We start from the raw sequence: 17131 nt of genomic DNA, 5'->3' as shown, positions 1-17131 counted from the left end.
TATTTTATTTATACGAAAATATTTAATAATAATTATTATTATTGTCAGTTAAACATATCATAAATATAAGAAAACACAAAATTATAGTTGTTATCGTTGATTTTCTCAAATCTTCACAACACTTATATTTATAAATTAAGTTATTGTTCAATTTAAGTTCATGTACCGGAGTCATTTAATTCTTGCGTGGCGTAATCTTCTGAAGCATAAAGCTTATGCGTTGATTAACTTGCTGGGACTTACCCTGGGGATCAGTTGTAGCTTGCTTGTACTCTTGTACATTTTTGATGAACTATCTTATGATAAACATTTTCCTGATGCTGATCAGATCTACCGCCTGAATTATCAGTATAAAAATGAAATTTATGCCATTACTGGATTTGTAAATTGGTGGGATGCAGATAAAGACGAACAGCTTCTCAAGGTAGCTGCTTTCAAAGAAATAAAAGGCGTTGAAAGCGTAGCCCAGTTTAATGCCACACACGGGGCTACTATGGAGAAACAACCTGTGTACCTGAATTTACAAAAGTCAGGCAGTAAGGAAGAGAAATTTACGGAGAAAGAAGTGCTGCTATCTAATACGGGAGAAGATCTTTACGATATCTTCCAATGGGAGATTCTGTATGGAAGTAAAGAAAACAGCTTCAGCAAACCCTATGCAGCAATACTCAGTAGAGCAACTGCTGAAAGATATTTTGGTGAAAATTGGAATTCAAAAATACGTGACCAGACCTTAAGTTGGAAGGAAAAAGATTATCCAGTTACTGCTGTAATTGAAAATGACGACAATAACACTCATTTTAGTTTTGATGTGATACTTCTAACCCCGGAGATACCATCCTGGGGAGCATATGTCTACTTCCAACTTTCGCCTTCGGCTTCTTTACATGATGTAAGTATAGCTGTAAATGAGCAGCTTGAACTTGTGGAACCTTCTATTCAAGATGATCCTGATGAGAAAGGAAGCTATTTGCAGGAGGTTTCAGACATACACTTTTCTGATAATATATTATTTGAGCTAAGTCCGTCGGGAGATATTCAATACGTGTATATTTTTGGAGTAATCGGTTTGATTATCCTGTCTATCACTGTAACCAATTATATCAATCTTTCGGTAGCACTCTACTCCAGAAGGAAAAGTGAAATTGGTATGCGAAAGGTGATGGGAGCTGCCCGTGTGAGTATTACCTGGCAGTTTCTTTCAGAAGCCATACTGCTTTGCGCTATTAGCTTGCCTTTGTCATTACTTTTGTTGGAGTTGGGAATTCCTTACTTCAATCAGATCATGGACCTTGAGTTGGAAAACCAATTTGTCCAGTCCTTGAGTAGCTTTATGCTTGTGCTTTTATTTACAATCATCGTTGGACTGATTTCCGGTTTATATCCTGCCCTTCTTCTTTCCGGCAAAAATGTTCTTGATTTGATCAGGAACCAAACAGGAGGGATAAAAGAAAGATTTGCCTTACGCAGAGTCATGTTTGTGTTTCAGTTTACACTCTTGATTGCATTGGGGTCAGCAACAATACTTGTAAACCGTCAACTAAACTTTATCAATCACAAGAATCTGGGTTTTCGCAAGGAGGGTATTGTAACCTTTAATCCCATAAGTTCTTCTAACTATCAAAGAATAAAAAACAGACTGCTCAGGTATCCTCAATTTTCACAGATAGGGCAGGGAATGGTTCCCGGTCTGGAGATGAGCGACAACACTTCTTATAAAATAAGCGGTAGTGAAACGGTACATGACAACGCGGGTTTCTGGGATATGGATTGGGATGCGGTAAAAGTTTTAGGAATTGATATCTCAGATATCTCTGAAGAAACCGCGCCCGATGAGGTGATCATCCTAAACCAGGCCTCAGCGAGTAATTTGCAGCAGCAAATTGGAGCAGAAGATAAAAATGAGCTTCTGGGAAGGAGCATAATGACGCACCTGGAGTATCAGAATGAAGAAGGTTCATACGGAAAAGAATATGTTGTAGGTGGTTTTGTAGAAGAGTTGCATTTGCTTTCTCTCAAAGAGAAAATCAGTCCCATGTTAATCAAAATTGATAAGACGCCTGATATGGTGTATTGGGTAATTTTAAAAGTGGATGCGGAGCAGCTCTCTGAGTCACTGGCTATCTTGCGAGAAGTTTATGCAGATATAGTACAGGATACACCATTGGAAATCAGTTTTTTAGAAAACAGTTTACAACATCTGTACGAACAGGAACAACGCGTAGCGTCCCTTTCGTTTTATCTTAGTATCATCGCTGTTGTCATTGCTACCTTGGGCCTCATGTCAATGTCAGCTTATTTGGTTAGCCTAAGAACCCGTGAAATCGGCATACGAAAAGTAATGGGAGCTTCAGTACTTGAACTATTGATGTTGCTTAGCAAAGAATTTATTTTTTTGGTTGGCGTAGCCACTGTAATCGCCACACCTTTTGCTTACATCTTTATTAATCGTTGGCTTTCTGATTTTGCCTACCGTATAGATGTGAATATCTGGATTTTCCTGTTCACGGGATTTATTTGTTTAATTGTAGCCGTAGCAGTAGTAATTCTGCAAACCATCAAAACTGCTAACAAAAAACCAGCTATTACGCTGAAAGCTGATTAACCTGACTAGTCCTAAAATAGGTTGACACTTTTTAGTGTTAAAATTAAGACCACTGGAGATATTCTTCAGTGGCATTTTGATGTACAAATTCAGGTGTTTGATACCCTAAACTTAAGTGTGGTCTTTCATGATTATACGTTTTTATGGATTCGTCTATGACTTGGGAGAGTTCATTGAAGGTGTTACACTTATGAAGTAAGAACTCATCTTTTAAAATTCCATTCACTCTTTCAGCCAGTGCGTTCTGATAACAATCATATCCTTCTGTCATTGAGGGTATCATTTTGTTTTTTCGTAGTTCCTTCTGGTATACTTCTGAGCAATACTGTAGCCCCCTGTCTGAATGGTGGATAGTATTCTGATCACTCATTTTGTTACTGCCAGCCTTTTGAAGAGCTTTTACTACATTTTCACTACTCATGTCCTTGCTGAGATGATACCCCATAATTTTTCTTGAATAGACGTCGGTGACCAGCGATAAGTAATGTATCCCTTCCGATGACTTCACATAGGTTATATCACTGACAAAACAACGCTCCGGCTTGATAAACACCTTGTCCTGATACAAGTTAGGGTATTTTTTGAGCCAATGTTTGGAGTCAGTGGTTTTGGTATACTTCTTCCTGGGTTTTATCAACAAACGCTCTTGGCGCAAGTAAGAAAACAGCCCATCTCTACCAATCTTGACGCCCATAGTATCAAACGCACCGGAAAGCAAGGTACAGTTTCCTGGTACCTATGCGAGGCATACGTCTACGCGTATCAACTACTAATTCTTTTACCTTCAGCAGTACTGATGTACGCCGGGTATATCGTCTCTCTCCCTGATAGATAGCCTGACGGCTTACCCCGAACAAACTACAAGAGGATGCCAGGCTTACTTGGCGCTCTTGCTGGCGTTCTCTTGTTGCCCGGGGGAAAACTTTTTTCGGATCGCCGTCCCATATTCTTTATCAGAGATGTCGATCATCCTATTCAGAATCAGGTTTCTGGCCTTCTCATCGGCCAACTCCTTCTCTAAACGCTTAATCTGCTGGGCAGGAGTTTCTTTGGATTTAGGCATAGGATGCATGTTGTGTGAAGGTTTACTCCAATCTAGCTTCCCATGCTTTCTTAACCAAACTAAAACTGTGCTCCTTCCCTGAATACCATATCTCTGCTGGGCTTGTTTATAGCTCAGTTCGCCTTTTTCTACCTGATCTAATACCGATAATTTAAAGCCCAGTGTATAGTCCCGTTGCGTGCGCTTTTTTTGAGATTCTTCTGCATTTTGATGTCTTTTCATAAATAAGTCAAGCTTCTGTCAACTTATTTTAGGACGAGACAACCAACTAAAAAAAAGGAGGTAAAAACCTCCTTCTCTTTTTTTGCATTTACTTGGATGATTATACTTCTGCTGCTTCAGCTTCTTTGCTTGTATGCAAGAACCCTATTGCTAATGAATCTTCTCCCAGGAAATGCTCAATATGGTGAGCTCTGTCTTCAGTCTTGAATAGTAGCTTCTCTAATAAGTTTTTAGTAGCGTAATCGCCAAGTTCAAATGCCTTTTTAATAGACTTCCTCAATTCAATGGCAATTGTTTTCTCGGCATGCATATCATTCTCCAGGCTCTCACGAATTCTAAAAACTCCCTTTTGCTCATGTTCCACATAAGAAAGCTTCGCAAAGTCAGCCGGATTGCTTGTCGGTGCATAACCCATCACTGTTAATCGCTCGGCAAGTTTGTCAAATCCCTTATGTAATTCGTCGTAATTTTCTTCAAAAAATAAATGTAAGTCACGGAACTGTGGACCTTCCACGAGCCAGTGATGTTTATGATATTGATGATAGAGTGTCATGAAAGAGGCCAGATGGCGGTCTAACTGCTCTGCTATTTCTTTTGCTACATCTTTATCTAACCCAACCGGGTTGCCATCATACTCCTTCTGTTCTCTTAACTTATCCATAAAAATCCTTTTATTTTTAGTTTAAAAAAGTTTAATTCTTTAGTAATACAACTATAACAAGGAATTAGTGTTTTGACTTTTTCTGTTATGTTAAGAATTTAAAGGTTGTGATAATTATATGTTGATTGTAGTTTAATATGAATAACAATTCATTGGATATTGAACATCATCATACCCGACAGAAATACGCTGAGCAATACACTGACAAGTCTTTGCAAGAAAAAAATAAAACAGTCAGAATTCTGTTTACTGCTCTTCTAATAGCTATAATACTAGTATCGGTCATGCTTATTTACATGATCAACGAATACCTCACAGTACAAAATGCATCTACTCAGTATATACAGGACAAGTATATGTTTGGTGATGATCAGCCCTTTTTTAAAACGTCTGCCGAGGCTTACGCAAAGTTTGTATTGCGTTTTATCACAATCTATGGCCTGATCGTTTCTTTTGGTGTAGTTTCTATTATTCTTCGTAAACCCTGGTTGTATTTGCTCATCATTGTGATGTCATTCATTTCAACCGCTTATTTTTTGCTGCTGTAAAACATTTTGTTGTTTTCAGAATTCATAAGTAAAAAATTGAATGGCTTACAAGAAAATCGCCCTGATTCTCGGCAATTGTCTATTTCCCGATCATGGTGTACTGAATCTGGATAAGCAGACATTATTCTATATGGCTGAAGACACGGGTTTATGTACTCACTTCAAATATCATAAGCATAAGCTGGTTTTTTTTCTCTCTGCCATGCGCTCGCATGCTGAACAAATTGAAAAAGAACATCCTCTGCAGTACTGGAAACTCACCGAAAGCAATATCAAATTGAGCTATGAAGACAAACTAGATAAAACGCTCAGTCAGTATGCTTCAATAGAAGAAATAGTTAGTTACCAAATAGAAGATCATTTTTTTGAGGAGCGAATTAAGAAGTTTTGTCAGCAGCGTGCGCTGAAGTTTACCCAGCATGCATCTCCGGGCTTTATCAATACTATACAGGACTTTCAAAATTATCTGGATGACACAAAAAAGCCTTTCATGCAGACTTTTTATAAGGCGCAAAGAAAAAAACTAAATATTTTGATGGATGATGAGTCTCATCCGGTTGGCAGGAGCTGGTCATATGATCAGGAAAACCGTAAGAAACTTCCTAAAGATATTCGCATTCCACCACCAATAGAAAGTGATCATACTTCTCATACCCAGTCAGTGATAGAAGTCGTGGATCAACTATTTCATGATCATCCGGGAAATACTGAAAACTTCCACTGGGCTACCACCCGAAGACAGGCACTTTACCGCCTGAATGATTTTTTGGAAAACCGCTTTCAGCATTTCGGCCCATACGAGGATGCTATAGATCGCCAAAGAAATTTCTTGTTTCATTCGGTGCTCTCCCCTTATCTTAATGTCGGCCTGATTACTCCTGATGAGGTAATGGACAAAACTTTGGCTTATGCTGAAAAACATAATGTGCATCTGCCCAGTGTGGAAGGTTTTGTGCGGCAGATAATTGGCTGGAGAGAGTTTATGAGAGGAATGTACCATACCCATAATTTGCAAGGCAACTTTTTTAATCATAAAAGAAAGCTTAAAGCCTGCTGGTACGAAGGTGCCACTCAAGTACCCCCGCTTGATGACAGTATCAAAAGAGTAGTACGCGATGCCTATACCCATCATATTGAAAGATTAATGGTGTTAGGAAACATTATGCTTCTTTCAGAGATTCACCCCGACGAAGTGTATAAGTGGTTTATGGAAATGTTCATTGATTCATCAGATTGGGTGATGGTCCCCAATGTTTATGGTATGAGTCAATTTGCTGATGGAGGTACTTTCGCGACCAAACCTTATATCGGTGGAGCTAACTATATTTCAAAAATGAGTGACTACACTAAAAAAGGTAAGTGGTCGGATGAAGTAGATGGCTTATACTGGAGGTTTATTGACAGGAACAGAAAGTTGTTTGGTTCCAATCCCCGCATGTCAATGATGGTATCTATGTACGATAAAATGAAAGGTGAAAAAAAAGATAGACTGTTAAAAGCAGCCGATGAATTCATCCAAAGAACTACATCCCACTAATTTTTCAGATGATAAGTTCTTTTGATTTAATCGTATAGCTATCAAACAAACTTCTGTTATGCTTAGTGTCACTCTTGCTAAGTACAAGCTATATAAATGATTTAAGTTGGTTTAGTGCAGTTAGCTTTTTAATTTGCTGGTTCTTTCTTGTACAACTATGGAAAGTATTTCCCCTTTAAATATTTCAATCAGCCTGATCATATAGTTATGAGCTGAATGAAGTAGTTGGCGGACCTATTATTTATTGGGAATCATTTTATAAGAATGGGAAATCGCTTATTCCAGGAATTTTAAACAGAGATGAAAATAGCCATCATAAAATATAATGCGGGCAATGTGCAGTCGGTAATCTATGCGTTACAACGATTTGGAATAGAGCCTGTACTTACCGATGATACTGAGTACATCCAGCATGCAGACAAAGTGATATTTCCGGGGCAGGGAGAGGCAAGTTCAGCGATTCGTTACTTGAAAAGTAAAAAACTGGATGAACTCATTGTTAATCTTAAGCAGCCGGTGCTCGGTATTTGTATTGGATTGCAGCTCATGTGTTCTCATTCTGAAGAAGGAAATACCCCCTGCCTGGGTATCTTTAAGGAGAAAGTGAAGAAATTTCCGCCAAAAGACAAAGTCCCGCATATTGGCTGGAACACGCTGGAGACAAAAAAAGGGATGCTTTTAGAAAACCTCAGGGATGATGCTTATCTGTACTATGTGCACAGTTATTATGCAGAAGTAGGTGATGATACCGTAGGAGAAACCAATTATATTCTACCTTTCAGCGCGGTGATGGAAAAAGATAATTTTTATGCGATACAGGCTCACCCTGAAAAGAGTGGAAAGGATGGAGAAGTAATTCTTAAAAACTTTCTAGCCTTATAAATATTATGGAAATCATACCCGCGATTGATATTATTGACGGAAAGTGCGTACGTTTAACACAAGGTGACTATGCTCAAAAAAAAGAGTATCACACTAATCCATTAGAAGTTGCGAAGAAGTTTGAAGACCATGGTATTAAAAGACTACACCTGGTAGATTTGGATGGTGCCAAAGCGAAGAAAGTCATTAACTATCCTGTGTTGGAGCAAATCACTCGGCATACCTCACTGAAAGTTGATTTTGGAGGTGGGGTACAGTCTGACGCTGATCTCAAGATAGTTTTTGAAATGGGCGCACAGCAGGTTACCGGAGGAAGCATTGCCATCAGAGAACCGGAAACTTTTATAAGTTGGTTAAAAAATTATGGGGCAGACAAAATCATTTTAGGAGCGGATGCGAAAGATAGAAAAATAGCCATCGGAGGATGGCAGGAATCCACGACAAACGATATTCTTGAGTTTATCAAAGATTATCATGAGCAAGGTGTTGAATATGTAATCTGTACCGATGTAGCTAAGGATGGAGTGTTACAGGGTACATCCATTGAGCTTTATGAGGAAATATTAGCAGTAGCCCCAAAAGTAAAACTGATAGCCAGTGGTGGTGTATCTGGTATTGAAGATTTACATCGCCTGAAAGAAATTAGTGTACACGGAGTGATCATAGGGAAGGCAATTTATGAAGGGCATATCTCTTTGAAAGATTTAAAGCCTTTTTTATAGTTTTTGTTCACTCATTTTCATAAAGCAATTACCTTAGCGTTATATCTACGTTTGTTAGATTTTGATGCTATACAGGCTTTTAATAAAAATTCATGTTATCAAAAAGAATCATACCCTGCCTGGATGTAAAGGATGGTCGTACGGTAAAGGGAGTAAATTTCGTAGAATTAAGAGATGCCGGTGATCCGGTAGAACTCGCGAAAATATATGCTGAAGAAGGAGCGGATGAACTGGTTTTTCTGGACATAACAGCTACAGTTGAGAAAAGAAAAACATTGGTTGAACTGGTAAGAAAGGTAGCTGAGCAGGTCAATATACCATTTACTGTGGGTGGCGGTATCAGTTCAGTGGAAGATGTTGCCGCGATGCTTAATGCTGGTGCTGATAAAGTGTCGGTAAACTCAGCCGCGGTAAAACGTCCTGAGCTCGTTAACGAACTGGCAGCAAATTTCGGTAACCAATGCATAGTCGTTGCCATTGACACTCGCTTTGTAGACGGAAAGCATGTTGTACATACCCACGGAGGAAGGACACCAACCAGCTTAGAGACATTTGCCTGGGCCCATGAGGTGCAGGAAAGAGGTGCGGGTGAAATTTTACTTACCTCTATGGACCATGATGGTACCAAAGCGGGTTTTGCCAATGCTCTTACCGGGCAGCTTTCATCTGAACTCAGCATTCCTATCATTGCCTCAGGAGGAGCCGGTACTAAGGCCCATTTTGTAGATGTGTTTACCTTGGGCAGAGCCGATGCTGCCCTGGCAGCGAGTATATTTCATTACAAAGAAATACCAGTACCAGAACTTAAAAACTATCTGGTAGGACACCAGATTCCAATGAGACTTACAGTCTGACTTATGCGTAATAATAAACTTACTGAGAAAAACTTAGCATTTATCAACCAACTGCTGGAAATTATCAACAGCAGACATCAGGATGCCTTGAGCAATAAAGATACTCCATCGTATACAGCTTCACTTTTCCTGAAGGGAATTAATAAAATAGCCCAGAAAGTAGGAGAGGAGGCTGTAGAGCTGGTTATTGAAGCCAAGGATGATAATGCAGAATTGTTTAAGAACGAAGCTGCTGACTTACTCTTTCACTATCTTGTTTTATTAGAGGCAAAAGGCTTTAGCCTAGTTGATATTATTGAGGTACTAGAGGAAAGACACAAATAAGCTTGTATTGACTGGTACCTTATCAAAAATGACACTTATGAAGTATTGGATATTTTCTGCATTCGTACTTGTATGTATACACGTTAATGCTCAAAATGAATTAGAAAAGCTACCTATTAACTCTCAGGCCAATGAACAAAATCCAATTTTGAGTCCTGATGGCCAAACGCTATATTTTGTACGTCAAAACCACGCCGAAAATGAAGGTAAGAGCCGTGACTCAGGAGATATCTGGTCCAGCCAGAAACAGGCGGATGGCAGCTGGTCTGAACCTAAAAATGAACGCGCATTAAACAATCAGTTTTTTAACAGCATAGTCGGTTTTGCTGAGGGAGGTAATAAAGTATATCTGGTAGGACATTATCTGGACAATGATAAAAAGCCCATGACGCAAGGGGTTTCATATGCCAGAAAAGAAGGAGGCTCATGGAGTAAACCCAAAGCACTTAAGATTCCATATTTCTATACTAAGTCAGAGCATCTAAGCGCTAGTCTTCACAGTAGTGGTCAGATCATGGTGCTTACACTGCAATCTTATGATACCAAAGGAGCGGAAGACCTTTATGTTTTGTTTAGACAAGGTGATGGCAGCTGGTCTGAACCTAAAAATCTTGGAAGTGACATTAACACGCCCTATCAGGAAATGACGCCTTATCTGGCTCCCGATGGGAAGACATTATTTTTTGCCAGCAATGGATACGAAGGCTTTGGCAGTAGAGATATTTTTATGTCGGTCAGGCTGGGAGAAGGCTGGAACAAATGGTCAAATCCCAAGAATTTAGGCGCAAGGGTAAATACAGAAGGCACAGAGCTATACTATTATTTGCCTACTGAAAGTGAATATGCTTACCTTTCTTCTACCCAAAACAGTGATGGGCTGGGTGATTTGAATCGCGTCCGGGTCATACCGGAAGAAGTAGAAATGTTAGAAGAGGTGGCAGATATTCCTGAAATTCCTGAAGAAGATGTTACTATTGAAGATGAGCCAGAGGAAGTAGCCACAACTGAAGTAGCGACCAGTGAAGCTGAAGAAGAGGAAGATACGAATCTTGTGGAGTTTAGAGGACAGGTAATGAATCAGAAAACTGGTGAAATTATCAATGCTGAAATAATCCTGACTTCGCTCAAAAATGATTTTTCACTAAACCAAAGCAGTAGTGTTGATGATGATGGATTTTTTACTGTAAACCTTGTTGCAGAACAGGACTATGAAGTTTCAGTTGAAGCTGATGGTTTTATTAGAAAAAAAGATAAAATACTCCTGAGTCAGAAGGCACCCATAGATAATTCGGATATTATCGTCAGAAACTTTTCACTATCTCCTATTGAAGTGGGTACGACAGTAAATTTAGAAAATGTATTATTTGACAGGGGAACTTCTGAAATGCTTAGTGGTTCCTCTGAAACACTTGACGAGGTTGTAGAATTTTTAAATGAAAACCCCAATGTAGTAATTGAAGTCTCTGGCCATACCGATAACAGGGGGCGCCCTGATCTCAATTTGATACTATCACAGGAAAGGGCAGAGGCAGTAAAAAGATATTTAGTGGAGCAGGGTATCAAGAGTGAGCGTATTCAGGAAAAAGGCTATGGGGGTACAAAACCTATTGCCAGCAATGCCATTGAGGAAGAAAGGCAGAAAAATAGAAGAGTAGAATTTACCATTTTAGAAAAATAAAATAAAACCTTCTGATTGATCTCAGAAAGCTTTATTGTCAATAGTTTACGATAACCATACCCCCTAATTTTATATTCTCATCAATCTTTAATTTATATATTTCTTAGACCTGACATCTTTCTATTAGCTAATTCAAGCTTGAGTAGGTAGAGCGCTTTTGTGACTATTTCGTTAATAAACCCTTGCCAAGTAAGTAGTTTTTACGACAATTGATAGGGCCTCATTTAAAGGTATGTTATAGTTGATATTAGCAATTTGAAAATATAAGATATTAAGATAAGTCTGCTTTCTTTAACGCTACTAATTTTTAGTTTTACTGATGAAATTTTTTCACACTGATAGTCAGAAAGATACATTAATATCACTTTTAAAATTATCAGGTCCGATCGTTTTAGCCAATATTCTTCAAACGGCTTATCAATTAATAGATACTTTTTGGTTAGGGAGGTTAGGTGCCAATGCTGTTGCCGCTGTCTCATTGAGCTTTCCGGTGCTATTTCTTATCATCTCTCTGGGCATTGGGCTGACTTTGGGAGGTTCCATCATGGTAGCCCAATATAAAGGGATGGAGAACCAGCGGATGGTAGATTACTCAAGTGCTCAAACTTTCTTTGTACTCTTTTTTATATCTATTCTATTAGCATTATTAGGATATTTTATCTCTAAGCCACTTATGATAATTATAGGGGCAAAAGGAGAGGTGTTGACTGAAGCTGTAAGTTACTTTAAGGTTTCTTCCATAGGTTTCATTTTTTTGTTTCTATTTTTTGTGTTCCAGTCGCTCATGAGAGGTATTGGAAATGTAGTGATACCAACTTATGTGGTTCTTTCTACTGTGATATTAAATTTATTCCTGGACCCACTATTCATTTATGGTTGGGGGCCCCTGCCACCTATGGGCGTATCAGGTGCGGCAATGGCAAGCGTTTTGACGCAGGGGCTTTCAGCCTTGATGGGAATCCTGATATTATCAAATGGGAAATTTGGTATACAACTTCACTGGAGCGACTTTAAATTTAACCTCAACTGGTCTAAAGAGCTGATAAGAATTGGCATTCCATCAAGCCTGGAAATGTCCACCAGAGCTTTAGGATTAACGATGCTGGTTACCCTGGTAACAGGATTTGGCAGCATTGTAGTAGCATCTTATGGAATTGGAGCACGCATACTTAGCTTTGTCATTATTCCTGCGCTTGGTTTGTCTGCGGCTACGACCACATTAGTAGGACAATATGTTGGCGCTAATCGTATCAACAAGGCTGATGATGTGGGAATACTCAGTGTTAAAGTGGCTTTTTTTGGTTTGACTATCGTTGGGTTTGTACTGTTCTTAATTGCCAAACCCCTTACAGCTTTCTTTGTGCCAGGTGAGACTCAGGTAATTGAAAACGGTGCCTTGTTTATCAAAATTATGGCTCCGAGCTTTGGCCTTTTGGGTATTCAGCAGGTCATTAACGGTGTTTTCAATGGAGCTGGTTTCACTTTAGCATCGCTTTTAGTATCTATTTTATCCTTATGGATCATAAGGTTTCCTCTGGCATATTTATTATCCCACAATACGGAGCTATCTTATGATGGTATATGGTGGGCGTTTCCGGTTTCTAACCTCATCGCTGCCATTTTTGCTTTTGTGTGGTTCAAAAGAGGAGATTGGAAAAAAAGAAAAAAAGTAAGCGTAGACTTTTAAAGGTTATAATACCAGTTTATTCTCGGCAAAGTAAATCTCCGGAAGATAAGGTTTTAGCATTTTTTGGTCTTTAAAAACTTTTACTTTCACTATGTTTTGCCAGGGCAGGTGGCTGGAAGACCAAACTTCAAAATAAACCCCTTTGATTGTGTAAAGCTTAATGTAGTAATTTTCTAATGTCCTGGTGGCAAGGTAATTACCTTTTTCTCTTAACATCTTGACTCTCTGCTTGTACGATACTAACCTTAAATCACTTAAATCCATAGTTGTTATATTTTATACCTAACATTCGTTGCAGCTGAAAAAAAAAGTATACCGAAAAAATATTTCCAAAAACATGCTTATAAATTATTTATTTGCTACAATCAAAGCATCAGTTGTAATGATATTAAAGAATTAAATTCTTTATTTTAAGTTAACTAAATAAAAATAATAATGCAAAATATAGTTTTATCGTAATTTTATTCTAATGATAGGTGCGTTGAGAATTGTGAAATTGTACAGATAGTTTATCACTATTAATGAAATTGAAGCTAAATAATAGCTACGCTTTAGTAAATTAATTCCTTTTTTTCTAAATAATTTTTTTTTAAAAAGCTGTTGAACACGTGCATTGCCAGGACTTTGAGTTACAATTTTTACATGCTTGTACAAATAAAATTCACCCATATTATATTAAATAAAAGCTGTTTGCAGAGAGCTAATATTCAAGGGCGCTGATATTGAGGAAAAATCATTAGTGTAAGAATATAATTATTTTAATAATTCGTATAATTTTAATATCAGTACTTTAGCTGGATAACCAATTGAAGTACATGATGCTCAAGAATTTTTACTTGTACCTGGTATTAATGATGTATGGCTTACCTCAGGTCAATGCCCAAAAAGTAGTAGAATATGAATTGGTCAATATTGGAAGAGATGTAAATAGTACTTACCATGATTCTACTCCCATTGTGAGTCCTGACGGAAATACACTTTATTTTACAATAACTAATCATCCTGAAAATACTAAAGGTGTGGAAGGCAGTCAGGATATCTGGTACGCTGTAAAAGACTCATCCGGAAATTGGTCTAAATCAATACATATGGATAAGCCGTTCAATAAAAACCGATACAATCAGGTTTTAAGTGTGTCGCTGGATGGCAACCGTTTGCTGATTCGTGGGGGTAATGGGAGCGAGGATCTAGGGTTCTCAATCTGTGAAAAAGAAAACGGGATCTGGCAAAAACCGGAAGCGCTGGACATACCGGACTTTGAAAATATGTGCAAAGGTCAGTTCAATGGAGCTTTTCTTTCTTATGATGACAAAGTTTTGCTATTATATTTTAGTGAAAGACCCAAAAGCAAATACAGTGACCTGTACATCAGCTACAATCAGGGTGATATGCAATGGACACGCCCGGCATTGATCAAAAGTTTGAATACACACATGGATGAGTTTGGTCCCTATCTCGCTCCCGACAATAAAACCTTATACTTTGCGAGCAACCGTGGAGGGGGATTTGGCAATATGGATGTGTATGAAGCGCAGCGATTAGACGATAGCTGGTTAAAATGGTCTGAACCCCAAAATATTGGTGCCCCGGTCAATACTAGTGGGTTTGACGCCTACTACTCGGTGGGGCTGAATGATACACTTGTATTCACTACTCGAGCTTTTATGTCTGCCGATGGCGGTCATCTGGACATATTTTCATTAAAACGAATTTTCAAAGAAGAGCCCAAAATAAGGTTGGAAGGTTTTGTCATGCATAAAGAAAGCTGGGAACCGGTGCAGGCCAATATAAGATATAGCAAAGCGGGGGAAGTAGTAGGTGTACTAAAAAGTAGCCCTGATAATGGAGAGTTTGGTACTGCGCTCTCCGATACTGCAAAATACCATCTTGAGGTGAATGCTGAAGGATTTTTCAAATATGAAGACAGTGTGATGGTTTACGGTGATATTCAATCAGATACTGTTTTTTATAAGGAAATCTTTCTAAAACCTATTGAAGTTGGTGTATCTGTAAGGATAAATAATATCTTTTTTGACAACAACGAATCTACACTTAGTCCGGAGTCATTTCCTGAACTGGACCAGATAGGAGAGTTTTTACAGGAAAATCCTAAACTGGAAGTTGAAATTGCCGGACATACAGATGATAAGGGCACTGATGAGTACAATGAAAAATTGTCGCAGGGCAGGGCAGAGTCTGTAGTAAAATATTTGATTGACCACTGGATAGACGAACAACGGGTAAAAGCAAAAGGTTATGGAGAAAGCAAACCTAAAGTTCCTAATGACAGTGATGAAAACCGTCAGATCAATCGTAGAGTCGAGTTTACTATCCTTAAACATTAATTGGAGGCTTCGTTAGACCGGATAGTTCAAAGCAGTACCCGGTCTCCGGATTTCAGTTTACCACCTTCGTTCAATAAGGCATAAATTTATCATCCTCATAACACCAGGCCCAATGTTCTCCCGGTTCAGCTGAAATCACTACCGGATGACCAGTGTCATGATAGTGCTTAGTGGCGTGCTTGTTGACAGAACTATTGCAGCAATGTACACCGCCACAAGTCTGGCACACCCTCAGGTGTACCCAGGGATCACCGGTTTTTACGCACTCCTGGCACTCCATTTTTGAAGCGCTCTTGATTTGCTCTTTGTCAAAATGTTCGCATGGTGTAGGATCAACTGGCATAATGATTAATTTTAATTGAATGTTGATGCAGGACTTCCTGAAAGATCATAGGTAAGCGGTATAATAAAAAACATCTGAACAGGCTTTCCCATTTCTTTACCTGATTTCCATTTATTATATTTTTTAACCACACTTACTGCTTCTTCGCTAAGGACTTGATGAGGTGAGCTGATGGCTTTTGCCTCCAGTAATTTACCATTTTTATCTACTACAACCTTAATCAGCACTTTACCCTGAATATATTTCTGGCGTGTATAAGTAGGATATTTCATTTCTTTTTCAACAAATTTATAAAAAGCATCCAGTCCATCGCTCGGGGCCGCGTATTCAATTTTCTTCTGATAAGGTATTTTATTACCCTCTTCGTCAAAACTATGGGCTTGTAATAGCTCTCCATTTTTATACCGCTCCTCAAAATACAACTCTCCTTCCTGGGTATAGCCTTTCCAGATACCATCTTTTTGATACTCTGTAAAACTGCCTATCTCCCGGAGTGTGATTGAATTATACTCGTAGATATCTTCATACTCTCCACTTCCCAGATCAACTTTTAATTTGCCCTGCTCATTCCAGTACTGATCAACATAGCGCTGTCCTTTTTCATAATATACATTTTGCCATGGGCTTCCATCTTCATAATAATACTTCCATGCACCTACTCTTTTGTCATTACTGTATCTGCCCTCGGATTTCGTATTCCCACTCTCATGATAATAGACAAAATAACCTTTTTTTTTACCATTGATATACCTCCCTTTACGGTAGATATTGTCATTCATCCAGAAATCAGTAATATTTCCACTGGTGCTTTCGGCATTCACTTCGTTAGTAATGCGGTAATAAGTAGCTTTATCTTTATCGCACTTCTTCCAATTTTGATCAAAATATTGTTTTACTTCATCTGGTAAAAACTTCAGGTAAGGATATTCATTCTTAATGACATTGGGTGCGTAGACAAATCTTTCTGTATAGCTAATGCTATGAGGCATAAGGACCTTTTTCCCCAAAGGAGTGTTAATTTTTCCGGTTACTGCACCTGATGAAGTATAAGTCTTTCCTGACTTGAACTTACCATCTTTGTACTTTTCTTCATATAACCTTATTCCACTGTCGTCAAAATATACCCACCAGCCATCTTTAAAGCCATTTTTTACATTACCTGTGATATGTATGGTGTCTTTTATAGTATGTGAAAAGTAGAATCCCTCCCAGAGTCCATTGCCATCTTTCACTTTTTGCGTGCCACCTTTATCATGATAAGAAAGTACCTTAAAATCATTATCTGTATACGCTATACTTTGTTTAGGAATTCCATCAGGATAAAAGTAATTCCAAATGCCTACCATTTGGTTGTCCTGAAAATCCCCTTGGATTTTTTTCTCACCATTAAGGTAGTAGAAGGTAAAGGTTCCTGACTTTTTGCCTGCCACATACTTGCCTTGCATCGCAAGTTTACCTTCTACATAATAATCCAGCACCGGGCCCAGAAAGACATAATAAGTAGTATCTATCCAGGCATTTCTGAAGTAACTGGCCTGCGCCTTACTATTGAGTGCCCAGGCAGAATCATAATAAAGACTGATCCTGCGTTGTGCATAAGTGGTGAGTGAACAAACCGTCAAAATAAGTATCAGACTAAATTTCACCGCTTTAAGGGTTT

13 protein-coding genes and 2 pseudogenes are annotated in these 17131 nt (G+C 38.6%); 10 read left to right on the top strand and 5 right to left on the bottom strand.

What is annotated here, in order from left to right; translation table 11 throughout:
• The first annotated feature begins 160 nt into the window (after positions 1-160).
• On the top strand, positions 161-2605 hold the full coding sequence (locus OKW21_RS13200) for an ABC transporter permease (protein WP_277480017.1): 2445 nt from the start codon (positions 161-163) through the stop codon (positions 2603-2605).
• Between the two features lie 43 nt (positions 2606-2648).
• On the opposite strand, the pseudogene OKW21_RS13195 reads toward OKW21_RS13200, so the two are convergent.
• Together OKW21_RS13195 and dpsA are read right to left on the bottom strand one after the other, a co-directional pair.
• A pseudogene (locus OKW21_RS13195) lies at positions 2649-3890 on the bottom strand (IS3 family transposase).
• 100 nt (positions 3891-3990) lie between these two features.
• A complete protein-coding gene (gene dpsA / locus OKW21_RS13190; RefSeq protein WP_277480016.1) occupies positions 3991-4551 on the bottom strand; it encodes a DNA starvation/stationary phase protection protein DpsA in 561 nt (186 codons plus the stop codon).
• A gap of 137 nt (positions 4552-4688) precedes the next feature.
• On the opposite strand from dpsA, the gene OKW21_RS13185 reads away from it, so the two are divergent.
• The 8 genes and pseudogenes from OKW21_RS13185 (at position 4689) to OKW21_RS13150 (ending at position 12783) form a co-directional block, all read left to right on the top strand.
• A complete protein-coding gene (locus OKW21_RS13185) occupies positions 4689-5099 on the top strand; it encodes a hypothetical protein (RefSeq protein WP_277480015.1) in 411 nt (136 codons plus the stop codon).
• A 40-nt stretch (positions 5100-5139) separates the two neighbouring features.
• Complete coding sequence (locus OKW21_RS13180) at positions 5140-6636, top strand: cryptochrome/photolyase family protein (RefSeq protein WP_277480014.1); 1497 nt, start codon at positions 5140-5142, stop codon at positions 6634-6636.
• 300 nt (positions 6637-6936) lie between these two features.
• Positions 6937-7518 carry an imidazole glycerol phosphate synthase subunit HisH gene (hisH, locus tag OKW21_RS13175; RefSeq protein WP_277480013.1) on the top strand — a complete coding sequence of 194 codons (582 nt, stop codon included), beginning with the start codon at positions 6937-6939 and terminating at the stop codon, positions 7516-7518.
• A 5-nt stretch (positions 7519-7523) separates the two neighbouring features.
• Positions 7524-8240 carry a 1-(5-phosphoribosyl)-5-[(5-phosphoribosylamino)methylideneamino]imidazole-4-carboxamide isomerase gene (gene hisA / locus OKW21_RS13170; RefSeq protein WP_277480012.1) on the top strand — a complete coding sequence of 239 codons (717 nt, stop codon included), beginning with the start codon at positions 7524-7526 and terminating at the stop codon, positions 8238-8240.
• Positions 8241-8332: 92 nt separating this feature from the next.
• Positions 8333-9094 (top strand): imidazole glycerol phosphate synthase subunit HisF, encoded by a 762-nt coding sequence (hisF, locus tag OKW21_RS13165; protein WP_277480011.1) that lies wholly within the window; start codon positions 8333-8335, stop codon positions 9092-9094.
• A 33-nt stretch (positions 9095-9127) separates the two neighbouring features.
• Positions 9128-9418: pseudogene (gene hisE / locus OKW21_RS13160) on the top strand (phosphoribosyl-ATP diphosphatase); the annotation flags it as partial.
• 37 nt (positions 9419-9455) lie between these two features.
• Entirely contained in the window at positions 9456-11096 is a 1641-nt protein-coding gene (locus OKW21_RS13155; RefSeq protein ID WP_277480010.1) for an OmpA family protein, read from the top strand.
• A gap of 319 nt (positions 11097-11415) precedes the next feature.
• Positions 11416-12783, top strand: coding sequence for an MATE family efflux transporter (locus OKW21_RS13150; RefSeq protein WP_277480008.1), 1368 nt, complete (start codon positions 11416-11418; stop codon positions 12781-12783).
• Positions 12784-12786: 3 nt separating this feature from the next.
• Here the strand turns inward: OKW21_RS13150 and OKW21_RS13145 are convergent, their stop codons facing one another.
• On the bottom strand, positions 12787-13047 hold the full coding sequence (locus tag OKW21_RS13145) for a hypothetical protein (RefSeq protein ID WP_277480007.1): 261 nt from the start codon (positions 13045-13047) through the stop codon (positions 12787-12789).
• Between the two features lie 551 nt (positions 13048-13598).
• Here OKW21_RS13145 and OKW21_RS13140 point away from each other — a divergent pair.
• On the top strand, positions 13599-15128 hold the full coding sequence (locus OKW21_RS13140) for an OmpA family protein (RefSeq protein ID WP_277480006.1): 1530 nt from the start codon (positions 13599-13601) through the stop codon (positions 15126-15128).
• Between the two features lie 70 nt (positions 15129-15198).
• Here OKW21_RS13140 and OKW21_RS13135 read toward each other — a convergent pair whose 3' ends face one another.
• Together OKW21_RS13135 and OKW21_RS13130 are read right to left on the bottom strand one after the other, a co-directional pair.
• Complete coding sequence (locus OKW21_RS13135) at positions 15199-15471, bottom strand: UBP-type zinc finger domain-containing protein (protein ID WP_277480005.1); 273 nt, start codon at positions 15469-15471, stop codon at positions 15199-15201.
• 11 nt (positions 15472-15482) lie between these two features.
• Complete coding sequence (locus tag OKW21_RS13130; RefSeq protein WP_277480003.1) at positions 15483-17117, bottom strand: energy transducer TonB; 1635 nt, start codon at positions 17115-17117, stop codon at positions 15483-15485.
• Between the last annotated feature and the right edge of the window lie 14 nt (positions 17118-17131).

Origin of the sequence: Catalinimonas alkaloidigena, from assembly GCF_029504655.1 — a bacterium.
GTDB lineage: Bacteria > Bacteroidota > Bacteroidia > Cytophagales > Cyclobacteriaceae > Catalinimonas > Catalinimonas alkaloidigena.
This window is presented reverse-complemented; position numbering and strand designations above follow the sequence as displayed.

Excerpts from the sequence above, each read along its gene's own strand:
- OKW21_RS13200 (WP_277480017.1), top strand. The coding sequence starts at position 161 with ATGTACCGGAGTCATTTAATTCTTGCGTGGCGTAATCTTCTGAAGCAT.
- dpsA (WP_277480016.1), bottom strand. The coding sequence starts at position 4,551 with ATGGATAAGTTAAGAGAACAGAAGGAGTATGATGGCAACCCGGTTGGG.
- OKW21_RS13185 (WP_277480015.1), top strand. The coding sequence starts at position 4,689 with ATGAATAACAATTCATTGGATATTGAACATCATCATACCCGACAGAAA.
- OKW21_RS13180 (WP_277480014.1), top strand. The coding sequence starts at position 5,140 with ATGGCTTACAAGAAAATCGCCCTGATTCTCGGCAATTGTCTATTTCCC.
- hisH (WP_277480013.1), top strand. The coding sequence starts at position 6,937 with ATGAAAATAGCCATCATAAAATATAATGCGGGCAATGTGCAGTCGGTA.
- hisA (WP_277480012.1), top strand. The coding sequence starts at position 7,524 with ATGGAAATCATACCCGCGATTGATATTATTGACGGAAAGTGCGTACGT.
- hisF (WP_277480011.1), top strand. The coding sequence starts at position 8,333 with ATGTTATCAAAAAGAATCATACCCTGCCTGGATGTAAAGGATGGTCGT.
- OKW21_RS13155 (WP_277480010.1), top strand. The coding sequence starts at position 9,456 with ATGAAGTATTGGATATTTTCTGCATTCGTACTTGTATGTATACACGTT.
- OKW21_RS13150 (WP_277480008.1), top strand. The coding sequence starts at position 11,416 with ATGAAATTTTTTCACACTGATAGTCAGAAAGATACATTAATATCACTT.
- OKW21_RS13145 (WP_277480007.1), bottom strand. The coding sequence starts at position 13,047 with ATGGATTTAAGTGATTTAAGGTTAGTATCGTACAAGCAGAGAGTCAAG.
- OKW21_RS13140 (WP_277480006.1), top strand. The coding sequence starts at position 13,599 with ATGATGCTCAAGAATTTTTACTTGTACCTGGTATTAATGATGTATGGC.
- OKW21_RS13135 (WP_277480005.1), bottom strand. The coding sequence starts at position 15,471 with ATGCCAGTTGATCCTACACCATGCGAACATTTTGACAAAGAGCAAATC.